The 14,711-nt window shown below is 44.3% G+C and carries 16 protein-coding genes and 1 pseudogene; 10 read left to right on the forward strand and 7 right to left on the reverse strand.

Annotated features, from left to right (window positions below; genetic code table 11):
* Positions 1 to 55 precede the first annotated feature (55 nt).
* The 4 genes from GC097_RS01565 to GC097_RS01580 form a co-directional block, all read right to left on the reverse strand.
* Positions 56 to 1,288 carry an MFS transporter gene (locus GC097_RS01565; RefSeq protein ID WP_171681586.1) on the reverse strand — a complete coding sequence of 411 codons (1,233 nt, stop codon included), beginning with the start codon at positions 1,286 to 1,288 and terminating at the stop codon, positions 56 to 58.
* A 157-nt stretch (positions 1,289 to 1,445) separates the two neighbouring features.
* Positions 1,446 to 1,919, reverse strand: a complete 474-nt coding sequence (locus tag GC097_RS01570; protein ID WP_171681587.1) for a MarR family transcriptional regulator — start codon at positions 1,917 to 1,919, stop codon at positions 1,446 to 1,448.
* 236 nt (positions 1,920 to 2,155) lie between these two features.
* The gene (locus tag GC097_RS01575; protein WP_171681588.1) at positions 2,156 to 3,748 is read right to left on the reverse strand and encodes a GMC family oxidoreductase; all 1,593 of its coding nucleotides are present in this window, start codon (positions 3,746 to 3,748) and stop codon (positions 2,156 to 2,158) included.
* A 4-nt stretch (positions 3,749 to 3,752) separates the two neighbouring features.
* The gene (locus GC097_RS01580) at positions 3,753 to 4,151 is read right to left on the reverse strand and encodes a hypothetical protein (protein WP_171681589.1); all 399 of its coding nucleotides are present in this window, start codon (positions 4,149 to 4,151) and stop codon (positions 3,753 to 3,755) included.
* Positions 4,152 to 4,330: 179 nt separating this feature from the next.
* Here GC097_RS01580 and GC097_RS01585 point away from each other — a divergent pair, with 179 nt between their 5' ends.
* The 3 genes and pseudogenes from GC097_RS01585 to GC097_RS01595 all read left to right on the forward strand — a co-directional run bounded on the left by GC097_RS01585 (position 4,331) and on the right by GC097_RS01595 (position 7,308).
* Complete coding sequence (locus GC097_RS01585; RefSeq protein WP_171681590.1) at positions 4,331 to 5,449, forward strand: mandelate racemase/muconate lactonizing enzyme family protein; 1,119 nt, start codon at positions 4,331 to 4,333, stop codon at positions 5,447 to 5,449.
* Between the two features lie 272 nt (positions 5,450 to 5,721).
* The gene (locus GC097_RS01590; RefSeq protein WP_171681591.1) at positions 5,722 to 6,528 is read left to right on the forward strand and encodes a DUF2935 domain-containing protein; all 807 of its coding nucleotides are present in this window, start codon (positions 5,722 to 5,724) and stop codon (positions 6,526 to 6,528) included.
* 164 nt (positions 6,529 to 6,692) lie between these two features.
* Positions 6,693 to 7,308, forward strand: a pseudogene (locus GC097_RS01595) (DUF2935 domain-containing protein).
* A gap of 87 nt (positions 7,309 to 7,395) precedes the next feature.
* Here GC097_RS01595 and GC097_RS01600 read toward each other — a convergent pair.
* From GC097_RS01600 to GC097_RS01610, 3 genes are all read right to left on the reverse strand, one after another.
* Entirely contained in the window at positions 7,396 to 8,037 is a 642-nt protein-coding gene (locus GC097_RS01600; protein ID WP_246293877.1) for an SdpI family protein, read from the reverse strand.
* A complete protein-coding gene (locus tag GC097_RS01605; protein ID WP_171681593.1) occupies positions 8,037 to 8,309 on the reverse strand; it encodes an autorepressor SdpR family transcription factor in 273 nt (90 codons plus the stop codon). The genes GC097_RS01600 and GC097_RS01605 overlap by 1 nt, the downstream gene beginning before the upstream one ends.
* 156 nt (positions 8,310 to 8,465) lie before the next feature.
* On the reverse strand, positions 8,466 to 9,074 hold the full coding sequence (locus tag GC097_RS01610; protein ID WP_171681594.1) for a TetR/AcrR family transcriptional regulator: 609 nt from the start codon (positions 9,072 to 9,074) through the stop codon (positions 8,466 to 8,468).
* Positions 9,075 to 9,215: 141 nt separating this feature from the next.
* Here GC097_RS01610 and GC097_RS01615 point away from each other — a divergent pair, with 141 nt between their 5' ends.
* The 7 genes from GC097_RS01615 (at position 9,216) to GC097_RS01645 (ending at position 14,504) form a co-directional block, all read left to right on the forward strand.
* Positions 9,216 to 9,785, forward strand: coding sequence for a cysteine hydrolase family protein (locus tag GC097_RS01615; RefSeq protein ID WP_171681595.1), 570 nt, complete (start codon positions 9,216 to 9,218; stop codon positions 9,783 to 9,785).
* Between the two features lie 16 nt (positions 9,786 to 9,801).
* Positions 9,802 to 11,010: a multidrug efflux MFS transporter gene (locus tag GC097_RS01620; protein ID WP_171681596.1), complete on the forward strand. Its 1,209-nt coding sequence runs from the start codon at positions 9,802 to 9,804 to the stop codon at positions 11,008 to 11,010.
* 138 nt (positions 11,011 to 11,148) lie between these two features.
* On the forward strand, positions 11,149 to 11,259 hold the full coding sequence (locus GC097_RS01625; protein ID WP_171681597.1) for a YjcZ family sporulation protein: 111 nt from the start codon (positions 11,149 to 11,151) through the stop codon (positions 11,257 to 11,259).
* Between the two features lie 231 nt (positions 11,260 to 11,490).
* On the forward strand, positions 11,491 to 11,601 hold the full coding sequence (locus tag GC097_RS01630) for a YjcZ family sporulation protein (RefSeq protein WP_079412561.1): 111 nt from the start codon (positions 11,491 to 11,493) through the stop codon (positions 11,599 to 11,601).
* Positions 11,602 to 11,796: 195 nt separating this feature from the next.
* Complete coding sequence (locus GC097_RS01635) at positions 11,797 to 11,907, forward strand: YjcZ family sporulation protein (protein ID WP_171681598.1); 111 nt, start codon at positions 11,797 to 11,799, stop codon at positions 11,905 to 11,907.
* Between the two features lie 185 nt (positions 11,908 to 12,092).
* Positions 12,093 to 12,203, forward strand: coding sequence for a YjcZ family sporulation protein (locus tag GC097_RS01640; protein ID WP_171681599.1), 111 nt, complete (start codon positions 12,093 to 12,095; stop codon positions 12,201 to 12,203).
* Between the two features lie 402 nt (positions 12,204 to 12,605).
* Complete coding sequence (locus GC097_RS01645; protein WP_171681600.1) at positions 12,606 to 14,504, forward strand: TOMM precursor leader peptide-binding protein; 1,899 nt, start codon at positions 12,606 to 12,608, stop codon at positions 14,502 to 14,504.
* Positions 14,505 to 14,711: the final 207 nt, after the last annotated feature.

Consider the following 14,711-nt stretch of genomic DNA (forward strand, 5'->3'; position numbering starts at 1 on the left):
AATATGGAGTTCCTCTGATTGCGTCCTATTCCATGATAATTTTTCCTGTTTATTGTCATGCAACTTGCGTTCTCTTATACAAAACAGAAATCGCCGCTGCTATAAGGATCATACCCATAAAAGCAGGTGCAGCATGACCAAATGATACATAAATTTGACCTCCAATGATAGGCCCAATCATTCTTGCTAAAGCCTGAATAGACTGGCTGCCTCCTTGAACCCTCCCTTGCTCACTAGCATCGACAGACTTCGAGAGCATCCCATTGAATGAAGGCCCAAAGATCGAATCGCCAAAACCAAATATAAACATTCCAGCGATTAAAAGAGGATAGAATGCGAACAAAGAAGACAGCGCAATAAGACTGTAGCCTATAATCTCTGATACCATTCCAAGAATGGCAATCTGTTTATCACTTCTTTTCTTCAAAAGCTTAGGCATGATGAAACCTTGTGAAATGATGTCTTGGACGCCCATAATTGAAAACATAAGTCCGATTAGTGCAGGCTTCCAACTGAATGTATCCATAGTAAATTGTGAAAAAACGGCCTGTAAAGATCCATTAGGTATCCAAAGTAAGAACGCTGAGACAAGCAGCCTATTTAAGTTTTTCATAGAAAGTAGGTTGGCAAGCTGTGTAAATGGATTCAATCTTATAAAGGTAATCTCTTTCAGTCTGTTATTTTTGGCTAGGCTCTCAGGCATAAAAAAGTATCCATAAACAACATTCAATAATGTTATTACGGCTCCAAAATACATGGGTACCGAATAACCAAACTTGGCAAGCAGTCCACCTAGCGTTGGGCCAATGACAGTGCCTACACCTACAACTGCGCTCACCCATCCAAAGTATTTGGTTCTCTGCTCTGGAGGAATGATGTCTGCAAAATAGGCGAAAATCGTGCTAATGCTCCCTCCAGTTATACCTTCTATGATGCGCCCAGCAAATAATATCCATAAAGCTCCTCCTATGCCAAAAACAAAGTACCCGATTGCGGAACCCAATAGGCATACTAAAAGCAATGGACGACGGCCATATTTATCGCTTAAAGCGCCAAGCACGGGGGCCGCGAAAAACACGCAGACTGCATAAACAGAGGTCAACAGCGTAACAACGATAGCCTGTTCTCCCGGATTGTTAATATAAGGCTGCACTAAGAATGGGACGACAGGTGCTATGATACTGAAGCCTATTCCGCAAAGAAACACAGAGATAAGACCGAATAATAAAGCATGTTTATCTACGGTTTGTTCTGTATTCTGTTTATTGAGTGATCTAGATTTGAACATTACATTCTCCCTTCAAAAGAAATTGCAATTTTGATTCCTTGGAAACAAAATGATTTTCTCATATTTTTGTTTCCTTGTCAACAAAACAACAACACAAAAAAGCAGCCCGTTCACGATAGTGCCCGGCTGCTTGTGTTTTCTTTTTCATTATTCAAATTTATTCCGACTTCATATCTATACCCTGTTTCTTAATTTCTGTATCCAAATGCTGATTATACTTTTCCAAGAAGCGTAGCATACTCTCAAATTGCTCCTCGGTTACCTGCTCAAATACGGCTTTATCCCGCTTTTGAAACTCTTTGTGCAGGTCATCATGGATTTTATAAATGACTTTCCCTTGCTCAGTAAGCCTAAAATAAATTTCTTTCTTGTTATCCAACTTTTGGTAGCTTTCGATAAGGCCTTTTTCCATGAGCTTCCTCGTTATTTTACTCATTGCGCCGCGAGTCATATAAAAGGACTCCGCAAGTTTTGTCACGTTGGAGTCAATATTATTTCCAATGTATTCGACGCAGTGCACTTCGGAAGACTTATACCCCTTAAGACTCTCTTCCATCTTATCCTTATTAAGCCAAACTATCTTGTTATATACGTCCCTGAAACCCAGGATGACCTGGTCTTCTTTGTTCATGGCCTGTCCTCCCACAATGAGAGGCTATCCCCGGCCATTTCTATGACTTGAGGGGACAGACTTCCCAGCAGTTATACTTCTCTAGTCAAAATAAAGGAAAATTTCCCTCTAAATTTAGTGGGAGATTTTCCCGTTAACTTACTTCGTCTTCTTCATAAAACAAAGGAATGTATTGGTTTATCGGTATTATACACCAAATTCTATGGAAAGTCATAGCTGGATAAGCATGCAATTCGCTAAACTGACCTCGCCCCCAACAATTCAAACCGTTTTGCTTTCTCTTTAATATATTCCGCGGTTCTCAGCGCAAGCGACATCACCGTATTCGTTGGATTCCCAGCGCCAGACGTTACAAATATACTTGCATCACATATAAATAGGTTAGGAATGTCATGGGTTTGTCCATAAGAATTGACAACTGAAGAATTCGGGTCATTCCCCATACGGCAGCCCCCCATCATATGCGCGGTGTCAGGAACGACGTATTCGACTTTCCCACCCGCCGCCTTGAGAATTGCACTCATGTTCCCGACAGCATGTTCGATCAGTTTCTGATCGTTATCACCATAACTGAACGTTACTTTTGCGCGTGGCAAACCGTACTCATCTTTTTCGTCCACCAGTGTGACTCGGTTAGATGGATTCGGAAGTACTTCGCCAACCAATGTAACTCTCCCGTAATAATTATAGTTCAATAACGTCTCCCTGAGACGCTCCCCCCATACGGGTCCACCTTCCGCTTGCGAAATGGCTTTGGAAAACTCGACCGGCCTCGAGCCATGAGAATGAAGTGTATATCCGCGAGTAAAATTGTTTTTAGGATCGGTACGGTAAAAATCTTGCGTTGTTGCTAAAACCGGTGTGCCTTTATACAGTCTGATCTCATCCTCAAATCTGGCATAGACGTCTTGGGAGCTGTGAACCATGATCGATTTCCCAACCCATCCGCTGCTATTGGCTAGCCCGTCCGGAAACTGTGCATTGGCAGAGTTAAGAAGCAATCGTGGCGTTTCTACAACAAAAGCAGACAGAATCACAATTTTAGCTTTTTGCTCATAAGTTCTTCCCTCATGTACAAAAGCGACTCCTTTCGCCATCCCATCTTTCCCCATTACTACCTGCGTCACCATGCAATCGGCCAACACTTCTGCTCCAGCTTTTATAGCTTTAGGAATATGAACGATGAGGGTGCTGAATTTAGCATCAGGCATACATCCTTGATTACAGAAGCCGCGATTGATACATGGAGGCCGGCCTTCAAACGGTGCAGAAAGAATCGCAAGAGGAGCTACAGAAGAACGAATCCCAAGCTTCTCACATCCGCTCCTAAACATATAAGCATTCGGACTTAGAGGCTCCCTCTCGGGATAAGGATAGGGACCATGGTAATTCCCCCATGGAAAATGCTTAGGTCCAGATACGGCAATTTCCTTTTCGGTTCTGGCATAGTAAGGCTCTAGATCCTCATAGCTTATCGGCCAGTCATCGGCAACGCCGTCCATGGTTCTAGCTTTAAAATCTGCATCATGAAATCGTAAAAAAACCGCCGTAAAGTGCACCGTCCCTCCGCCGATCCCCCAGCCGGAATTGTTGTGCCCCATTGTTAATGGGTTAGTTCCAGCCACAATTCGAGTATCCTGCCATCCTAAGCTTTGCATGGTAAGCTCGTCACTTGCTAAGTCTTTTTGCGTATCACGAAAAGGACCCGCATCCAGGACGACAACGCTCATTCCGGCTTCGCTCAACTCTTTGGCGAGCACACCTCCGGCTGCCCCTGCCCCAACAATCACTACATCTACTTCTTCATTCCTATAGTTTTGCGTTTGCATGGAATCAGCTCACCTCCCAATACATGGCAATCAACCCGAGAACACTCATAGCGGAGAATAATAACGGAAGCATAATTGGCGGGCCTTTGAGAAAATTGCTTAATGACCAACCATCAACTCGAATACCCACTCCCCGAAAATGGAAAAAGAAGCCCACCAGGCCAAATAAAACGCCCAACCACATTAGAACCGAAAACAAACTATGCAGCCAACCAACATTACACCAGGTCAAAATCATGCCCGCTATAAAAAAAATAGGCGCTGAAATGACGGGTACCCACATCGATTTATTGTGAAAGTTTTGCCGGTAATGAAACATTGTCACTTGGATACCGAGAGCTAAAAATGCCAAACTGACGAAGAGAATAAGAATTCGATCAATAGACCATGCGTGCCAAATCATGCTGCTACCTCTTTTCATGAATACTCTATTCGTTTCTAATCATTTCCTGCATCACAAGAAATTATTACATATATTAGCAATGGCTTCATAATTGATCCCCGTAATAGACATAATACTTTTAACGAGGCTTAGTATGATAAATAAGAATTTGGTAACGAAATTTTGGGAGGTATAACTCCTTGCTGATTCGAAAAATTGAAACATTTCCACTCCTTTACCTTCTTCCCAAGCGATATGGGGACGCTAACGGTATGAAAGCATACCGAACTTGTTATCTGATTCGAATAACGACAGATGCAGGCGTCGAAGGTTGGGGAGAATGCGTTGATTGGCTGCCGACCTTGCATAAAGGTTTTCAAGAACGAATCATTCCCTTTTTGATTGGGAAGTCAGTAGCTGACAGAATTACTTTGGTTCGGACATTGAAAAAATGGCATTCCCGTTCGTCTGCGGCTGTAAGTATGGCATTAACAGAAATTATGGCCAAAACATGCTATGTATCCGTGTGTGACCTTTGGGGAGGCAAGTTTCGAGAGAAAGTGCCGGTATATGCTTCGTTTCAGTCTTATTCAGAAGAGACAAATTGGCAAAAACATTCTCTGAAAGCTATTGAGCATGCAATCCATCAAGGTTTTGACAAGATTAAGGTAAAAATAGGCGGAAAATCTATCCCCGAAGACAAACAGCATATCGAGTCGGTGCAGACATTGTTACAAGGAAAGATCGGTTTAGCATTGGACGCTAATCAAAGCTATGACGCAACTGCTGCTTTACGTTGGCAGCCTCTGCTCGATGCTTTGCCTAATCTTCTATGGTTGGAAGAGCCGCTGCAGATCAGCCGCATTGCTGACTATGTATGGCTAAGAAATCGTTTGTCCGCTCCTCTTGCCGGCGGCGAGAATATCGAAAAAGCAGCAGATTTTATCCCTCATCTTCTCCAACAAGCTCTGGATTATATCACTCCAGATCCTCTGCATGTGTCCGGCATTGACGGTTACCGGGAAACATTAAGTCTCGCTAGAAGTTTTGGCGTTCGTGTAACACCACATGCCTATGATGGCGCGTTATCACGCCTATATGCTATTTTCGCTCAATCTTGTTTGGAGCCTTGGGGCAAGATGGAAAATGACGCAATCGAGCCTTTAGAATGGGATGTTATGGATAATCCTTTTGCAAATTTAATTCCAATTCAGCCTTCGAATAGTGAAATCACTATACCCTGCGGCAGTGGCATTGGGGTCGATATTGACATTGAGATGCTTGCTTTCTATCGATGGGACGGGAATAGTTATGGATGAATTCAAAACGAGCTCTTCTACCCTATCCCAAATCAGCAGCTCCATCATCAATGCGGCGTATCTTACCACATATGTGCCTGCACGCCTAATCTCAAAACAAACAAGCAAGACGCCGAAGCGCTTGCTTGTTTGTTTGTTTGTTTTGAGATTAGGATCAAACATCACCCGGAATGGGAGCAACATCTATTAGGGTATATAACTATTCCTACATAATATATTGAAATGAGGACTATTCATAAAAACTAATAATCACCTAGTAGGAGGCTGCACCTTTGAATACATATTTATCGTCTGCTTTGTTTGAACATCGGTTTTGGTTACAAGTAGCAGGTGACCATGCCAGATTTATCAAGAATGCATTAACTGTAAATGAGGTTCAGGAGATTGAAATGTCGATTAGGTTTATTCATGTTTTTGATGAGCTATTAAATCGCGTTCACGTTGCAAACGAATTTGAAGGAATGCACAAATTAAATCATGATGCTTATCGATATGCACAGGAACTTCGTACTTTTAAGTTACATTTACTTCGCAGAGCATTGACTGGAAAGATCGGCTTGAGCCTTTCTCAAGCATTTTTGAACCATATGATCAATGAGATCGAGGAATATCTGCGTGTTCTGGAATCCCTTTTAGCAGGGCAACCCGCCCCCATATACAACGATATACACCATCATTTATTATGGCTTTTTGATGCTTCAGGACATGCCGCAACTATCTTGGGTACATTGGACTTTTCTGAAAAACAGTTGATCGAGAAAAGTCAGGTATTTGAACTTCATTTTCGCGATTTCTATTTGAAGGCCGTTGAATTGGCAGGCTACTTGCGAACGAATTTAAACCAATTTCCGGCTTTGGCACGGTTCAATAAGGATGTAGAGGTTGAAATGATTTTGTTTCGACAATTCCTAAAAGAACTTGAAGAGTTAGGAATAGGACGTGAGGCTTTGGGTGTTTTACAGCCATTGATGGCAGATCATATGGCCCGTGAAGAGTGCTATTATCTAATCAAACTTGCACAATTAGGCGTTATTAGTCCAATAAGCTGCGATCCAGCTAGTCCACGTATTAGCGAATAATCATCCAAACTGCAAAACAATGTAGACCTTAATAAAGATTGAAATATGTTGCTCTTCTCCTCATTATACATGTGGTATAAAAGCTATATGTGAGGAGTGTGTCTGAATTGTCAAATGAGTTTGTTGTGCGTTCATTGGATGAGATCCGATTCTGGTCACGCATTATGAAAGAACATTCCTTATTTCTAAAATTAGGATTTCGTTGCGAAGATACGCTACTAATCCAAGAAGCAAATCATTTTTATAGTATTTTTGAGCAGATTGAAGACACATCCCACTCATTTACCGAAGCAACGGATCCTGAACAAATCAGACGCTTTAACATAGAAGTACATTCAGCAGCTTCTCACATTTGGGCTTTTAAAAGGAAGGTTCTTGGACTAATCATCCAATGTAAACTTCCTGGTGCAAATAACTTTCCTTTGTTAGTTGATCATACGAGTAGAGAGGCAAAAACGCCAACTCGTTGAGCAAGCACGAAATTTTAGTCGCGATTTTGACCAGCTCTTATTTCAAGCCATTGATTTAAGTGGAATGCGACCTCAATCACAAACTACACCGCTGCTAGAACAATTCCTTGACCAAAATCGGGTTTCAGTCGCTTCACTCCGTGATTTTAAAAAGACAGCAAGAGATTTAATTGATGCATGTCGTATCAAGAGTATTATTCATCCATTGCTTACCGACCACGTCTTTCGTGAAGCAGAAAGATTTTTGTTCATTATTGATATGTTTGAGGCCTGTTTAACAGGAAAATATGTACAGCAAAATCCAATATAAGAGTAAAAAACAAAAGAGAACTTTACCTAATGCCCGAATAGACATAGGAAAGTTCTCTTAATTGCATTTTCCCCATGCAACACATCATCATTTAACTTTACTGCGGGTGTATAACAGATAGGAATAAATCACAGGAATAATAGATGCAGTTAAAATCACTATGAGAAATACGATTACTGCTGCTGAACCGCTTAAGAACGAAGAAATCACGGCAATGATCCCACCGATCATCATAAGAGGGCCTGCTAGTCTGTGGGTTTTTCTCCATATTTCTTCATTCGCCAGCGTCCACGGGGTTCGTACGCCAAACATATAATTATGCTTAACTTGGGTCATGTAATTGCCCATAATCGCGAAAAACAGACCCACAACGAACAAGATCACCTTCGTCATGTCGACATGATATCCAAGGTTGTAAGCAATGATCATCCAACCAATTACAGTTAACAGAATAGCGATACCGGCTCGAGATGCTTCAAATGCTTTTGAAAATTGTTCGTAATTTGCTCTCTTGGGGTCGACGAAACGTAAAACACGGAGTATAACCGGAATAAGACCAAGCAAAATAAGCATGACGATCAACATTCCTCTGCTCATGGTACCGTTCACTTCGTTATTCACACTAAAGTGTGTAGCCATCGTTTCAGGAAGCTGGTTGTATAGAAGTAATGCCCCGACAGCCGGCGAAACGCTAATCAATATAAGAAAAATTTCTCTTATTACTTTCATCATTTTTCACCCTCACTTTTGTTAATAATATTGAACATCCATCCGATAACATCTTCTACAACTGTCGTATGCAGCGTATAAATGATGTTCTGCCCTTGCCGTTCGTCTAAGACTAGTCCTGCCTGCTTGAGCAAGTTCAAGTGATGAGAAATGCTTGGCTTGCTAATCTGGAAATGCTCCGATATTTCTCCGGGACTCATACTTTTGTCCCGTAACAACTGCAAAATTTGCCGACGAGTCGGATCCGATAATGCTTTAAAAGCCTCATTCACAACATATCACCGCCATATATTTTGAAATTTAGATAAATTTCTAAATATCTAAATATATAGTACACATATATGGATTGGACGTCAATAAGCATATGTCAGAAAAGCAGCAACAAATGAAAGACCCTCTGCCAATACATGGCGAGGGTCTTTCTGTTATTATTCGCGTACAACGAATGTTAAAATCAACTGCTCCAAAATCTGCTCCGGCGAATAGCCGCGCACATCTCTTTGATATAAATAGGAGTCACTGCTTAAAGCCGTCAACAGCATATCGGCCCGGAAGACACTACTCACAGAGTTCTGCTCGGATGCACGCATCTCATCGAATAGCTCGACAATCGGTTGATGCAATTCATGATAGAGAGGTCCGCGCTTTAGAGACCTGACCGGGTTGGTTGAAGCAAAATCCTCCACCCCTTTAAGGAATTGCGCTTTCCGCTCCCTGAATCGAATAAACAATTCGAGAAGGCCCTTCAATCGATGTGCCGGCGGCTCCGCGCGGTTCATTTGCAAGTAATTTTCAATATCCTCGAAAAGGTTGACTACGTTGTCTTTCATTAAATCCAGACATAGTTCCCCTTTGTTGCTATAACGACGATAGAGCGTCCCCGGACCGATCTGAGCTTCCGTCGCAATTTGATTCATACTTACATGTTCAACACCATTCTGCTCAAATAATCGAAGTGCCGCATCCAATATTCGTTGGCGATTCTCGGCGGCATCACGTCGTTCAGAGCGCGGTTGGGTTCCCTCAGCTTCATTCACTGTATCATCACTTCCTAGTTTGAATTACGACCTGGCTTGACAAACGGAGAGGTCTCCGTTTAATATCAAGTGGAGAGTTCTCCGCTTAATAGTAACATATCAAGAAGGAGATTACTAACCATATTAAGGAGTGTATCCCCTATGCAAAACCAACACGCTACTACCGCACTATTGCTCATGGATATGCAGAACGGCATTGTTTCCCGTTTCTCAGATAACGAGGAGGCGCTTATTCCTTTTCAAAAAGCTATGCAAGCCGCACGTCAACATAACATCCAGGTAATTTATGTACGGGTCGCCTTCCGCGAAGGGTATCCGGAGGTCAGTCCTCGCAACAAATCTTTTGCGCGAATTGCGGAGTTTGGCGGCATGACCATAGATGACACAGCTACACAAATTCATGAATCCGTACAGCCTCAGCCAGGCGAGCCGATTGTGACGAAACGCCGCGTGAGCGCATTCGCCGGCAGCGACCTTGAAGTTATCCTCCGGGCCCGCCAAATTGACACGTTGATCCTCAGCGGCATTGCTACAAGCGGGGTTGTTCTATCCACATTGCGAGAAGCGGCGGATAAAGATTTTGCCATTAGTGTGCTTTCAGATGCTTGTCTGGATGCTGATCCGGAGGTTCACCGTGCCCTTACGGAGAAAGTGTTCCCACGTCAAGCCGATGTTCTAACCGTTAATGCGTGGATTGATACTTTAATATAGACAGAAGGCCATCGCCATGCCCATTTGGAAAAGAAACTTATACGTTTGCTGGTTCGGTTTATTCGTCTCAAGTATAGGCATGAGCCAAATTGCGCCTGTCCTACCGCTTTACATCCAACATCTAGGCATTCATAGTTCCGCTTCAATTGCTCAATTCTCAGGTCTTGCGTTTGGGATTACGTATATCATTTCCGCAATTTTCTCCCCGGTCTGGGGGAAAGCGGCAGATAAATACGGACGAAAGCCCATGCTGTTACGGGCAAGTCTGGGTATGGCCATTGTTATTTTTAGTATGGGTTTTGCATCGAACGTGTATGTACTGTTGGGGCTACGCTTATTACAAGGCATTATCACCGGTTACGGGACCGCCTGCACCGCGCTGATTGCGACTCAGACAGATAAACAACACGCTGGCTGGGCGTTAGGCACGCTCTCTACGGCAAGCATTTCGGGCTCTTTGCTGGGACCTACGATTGGCGGTTTCATCGGTGAGAATGTTGGATTGCCGGATGTTTTTTATATCACAGGCGCCCTGTTGTTGGTTTCGTTTCTGACAACTGCGTTGTTCGTGAAGGAATCCTTTACCCGGCAAGATAAAAAGATACTCAGTTTCAAAGAGATCTGGCCTACCATCCCTGAGAAAAGCTTAACGATTGTGATGCTTGTGACCTTTTTTGTATTATCCCTGGCCTTATATTCCATAGAACCGATTATGACGGTATATGTGTCGCAAATTTCACAGAATTCCAATCATATTGCCTTGATCGCCGGCATCACGTTCTCCGTATCAGGTCTTGCCAATATTATTGCTGCTCCCAGGTTAGGAAAGCTGTCCGATAAAATCGGTGCGCAGAAGGTTATCTTAGCCGCACTTGTCGTGGCTGGCGTTATTTTCATTCCTCAGGCCTTTGTCACCCACCCTTGGCAGCTCATCGGGCTTCGCTTTCTATTTGGCTTAGCAGCGGCAGGTTTGATGCCTTCTGTCAATGTTTTGATCAAGAAAGTGACACCTGATGCGCTTACAGGCAGAGTTTTTGGTTTTGCCATGTCTGCCGGGTATTTAGGCGTGTTCGGGGGTGCTGTGTTAGGCGGGCAAGTCGCCGCGCATTTAGGCACGCGGTATGTTTTTTTTAGTACTAGTGCCCTGTTGCTTCTGAATGCCGTTTGGGTTTACTTTACCGTGTATAAAAAGCTGAGCCGGTCTGCGGGTAAGCTCCCGAGCTAGTCGCTCCTTATTTTTAAAACGAACCGTTGCCATTTGCGCTATTCCGACACTCAATTTGGGGCATACGTCCAATCAAACCCGATGTAACGAACATACTTTATACCGTAATGACAATTCACCAGAGGGGAATGAGAAAACATGGGTGCAGTTGGTTATGGTGCAGGTTGTGCAGGTTACGGTTCAAGTGCAGCAGCTATTTTGGTTCTTTTTATTCTTTTGGTTATCATCACTTCAGCTTTCGTATGGTAATTTCTTAATCCAACACAATGAACAGAGAGAAAAAAACGGCCGCGCAATTCGGGTCGTTTTTTTATGGAGACACATAGGGGGAATTTGCAGTTTTTTTTCGGATATTATGAAAAGGTATTAATCTAATCCTGGCACTTAATAACTCAATTCGGGTCAAACGTCCAATCAAAGCCGATGTAACGAACATACTTTATACCGTAGTGACAAATCACCAGAGGGGAATGAGTAAACATGGGCGCAGTTGGTTATGGTGGAAGTTGTGCAGGTTATGGTAACAGTGCAGCAGCTATTTTGGTTCTTTTTATTCTTTTGGTTATCATCACATCGGCTTTCGTATGGTAATTTCGTAATCCAACACAATGAACAAAGGGAAAAAACGGCCGCGTAGTACGGGTCGTTTTTTTCTTTCTCTTACCCCGGCCGTTATCTTCGAGTTTGGTGGCTGTGGAGCAATTTGGTGCATACGTCCAAGCAATCGTTATTTAACGAACATACTTTATACCGTAGTAACAAATCATCTGAGGGGAATGAGAAAACATGGGTGCAGTTGGTTATGGTTCAAGTTGTGCAGGTTATGGTAACAGCGCAGCAGCAATTTTGGTTCTTTTTATTCTTTTAGTTATCATCACATCGGCTTTCGTATGGTAATTTCTTAATCCAACACAATGAACAACGAGAAAAAACGGCCGCGCAATACGGGTCGTTTTTTCTCGTGGTGGACACATAGCACTGAATGTGCGGATCAAGATATTTAGTCAAACGTCCAATCAAGCATTGTTAAATGAACATATTTTATACCGTAGTGACAAATCACCAGAGGGGAATGAGTACACATGGGTGAAGTAGGTTATGGTGCAAGTTGTGCAGGTTACGGTACAGGAGCAGCAGCAGTTTTAGTTCTTTTTATTCTTTTGGTTATAATCACAATGACGTTTGCTTGGTAATACCTTAAACCAACACAATGAGAAAAAACGGTCCCTTTCGCTGAATTAGATTCGAATACGGACTGTTTTTTCTTCGTTTCAAAGCTCCCTGACAACATTAATACACTTTCACGTGGCTAGCCCTCTCCCTCACCGGGATTCCCCTCTCGCAGCAACACCCCAAACACTCCTGCCAGATCCAAGACCAAGTTTCTCTTACGGTAACTTCCTCTATTGTCACCTCGGGGAAAAACCGTGCAGCCAATAATGGAAAGTGGGTAAGGTACGTTCTACAATCGGGAAGCAAACCATATAGCAATCATAGGGGCTGCTTACTGGCAGTTCCTTCTCTTCCGCCTCGGGAGATTAGCGAAGAATCCCGTCAAAGATCGGGGCACATGGCTGCGAGATGAGGTGATCCAAGTGAATGCTATCATATCAGTTGTCGGAGAAGGTTTATTGGCCGACTTCGTATGCGGAAAGCTAGTGGACAGTTATCAGGTCCTTCGACAGACAGATTTCACTTTAGACCTACCTAAAGCGGCGAAATTGGTTCTGGTGCTGCACGATGAATGGCCTTCCTCCGGATACTTCGCGGCTGAAGAGCTTCTGCAGCAGGTCGGCATCCCGTGGCTGCGGGGCTTTATTTCAATGAACGAGGGCATCATCGGGCCTTTGGTTCGCCCGGGTGCGCCGGGATGCTCCCAGTGTGCGGATAACCGGCGTTTCACGGCGTCACCTGGGGATATACAAAGCGAAAAATCTTCGCCTTCAGGAATATGGCATACCGCCCACTTGCTGATTGCCGAAACGCAGCGAGTGCTGTTGGGCAGCCGAGCCTATACGGAAGAGCATATGTATATCGTTAACCTGAAAACTCTGGACAGCTCGCTCCATTTCATTCTGCCTGACCCGCTCTGTGAGGTATGCGGCAGTTTGCCCGATGATTCATCGGCGGCGGCAATCTTTTTGCTCGAACCGAGACCGAAAATAAACACCGACAGTTACCGCTGTCGTCCGATAGACGACCTGAAACAACATTTGTTCAGAGACTATTTGGATTCCCGGACTGGCGTTTTTAATGCCAAGATGCTTGACCTCGAGTCGCCTTTTGCCGGGGTGGGGGTCAATCTGCCGTCGTTTCTGCTGGGAGATGAGGTAACGGGAGGCCGCAGCTTCTCTTATGCGGAAAGCGAATTGACCGCGATCTTGGAAGGCTTGGAGCGGCACTGTGGTGTAACCCCTCGTGGCAAACGGACCGTAATTTATGACAGTTTCAACGGTATTGCGGATCACGCGCTCGACCCATCCAAGGTTGGGTTATATTCAAAGGAACAGTATGCACAGCCTGATTTCACGTTCGAACCGTTTGATCCAGACCTTCCGATCGATTGGATATGGGGCTATTCGCTAGTGCAGAAGCGTCCGATCCTTGTTCCGGAAAGCCTTGCTTATTACAGCTCGGGATTCGGCAGCGGCTTTGTCCAGGAAGGCTCCAACGGGTGTGCGTTAGGCGGGAGCTTGGAGGAAGCCGTCTTGCACGGGATTTTGGAAGTGGCGGAGCGTGACTCGTTCCTGATGACTTGGTACGCACAGTTGCCTATCCCGCGCCTGGACCCCTTTTCCGCTAACGATCAGGAACTGAAGCTCATGGTAGAACGGCTGCGCGCAGTTGCCGGATATGATATACATTTGTTCAACATGACCATGGAGAATGGGATTCCAAGCATTTGGGCGCTCGCGAAAAGCGTAAGCCCGGGGAAGTTGAATCTGATCTGTGCAGCTGGAGCTCATTTGGATCCGGTACGGGCCGCCAAAAGCGCCATTCACGAATTGGCTGGCAGATATATCTTCCTGCAAGAGAAATTTGAAACTGGCCTGGAACATTTTAAGCAAATGCTCGACGATCCGTTCCTCGTTTTTCAAATGGAGGATCATGCCATGCTATACGGTTTGCCGCAAGCCGAGGAACGACTGAAATTTTTGCTGGACGGACAGCGTCCGCTCAGAACGTTTGACGAGGAGTTTAGGCGTAAGGCAGGACATGCGGATCTGACAGATGATCTGAAGGACATCATCGAGGTGTTTCGCAGCTTGAACCTGGATGTGATCGCGGTGGACCAGTCGTCGCTGGAAACGCTCCGAAACGGGCTTCACTGTGTAAAAGTACTGATTCCGGGAATGCTTCCGATGACGTTCGGGCATCATTTGCATCGCTTGACGGGGCTGGAGAGAGTATTGCGGGTGCCTGTGGAACTTGGGTATGCGAAAGATCCGCTGACTGCCGGGCAGCTCAATCCTCACCCGCATCCGTTTCTATAAGAATCGTAGAGATCAGGATTGTCAACAAATTAACGTTATCCTAACTCCAATGTGACAATCACTGTTGCACTAGAGGATTAACCTAAGCCCTCACATACACAATTAAACCAATACATCTCCTACTTGTCCCGTCTCGTTTGAGAGGCTATCCCAGTCATTTCTTGATTTGTGGGATAGCCTTTTGTGCAATATGCTTCTGTGGACCAA

The organism is Paenibacillus planticolens (assembly GCF_013141725.1).
Classification (GTDB): domain Bacteria; phylum Bacillota; class Bacilli; order Paenibacillales; family NBRC-103111; genus Paenibacillus_E; species Paenibacillus_E planticolens.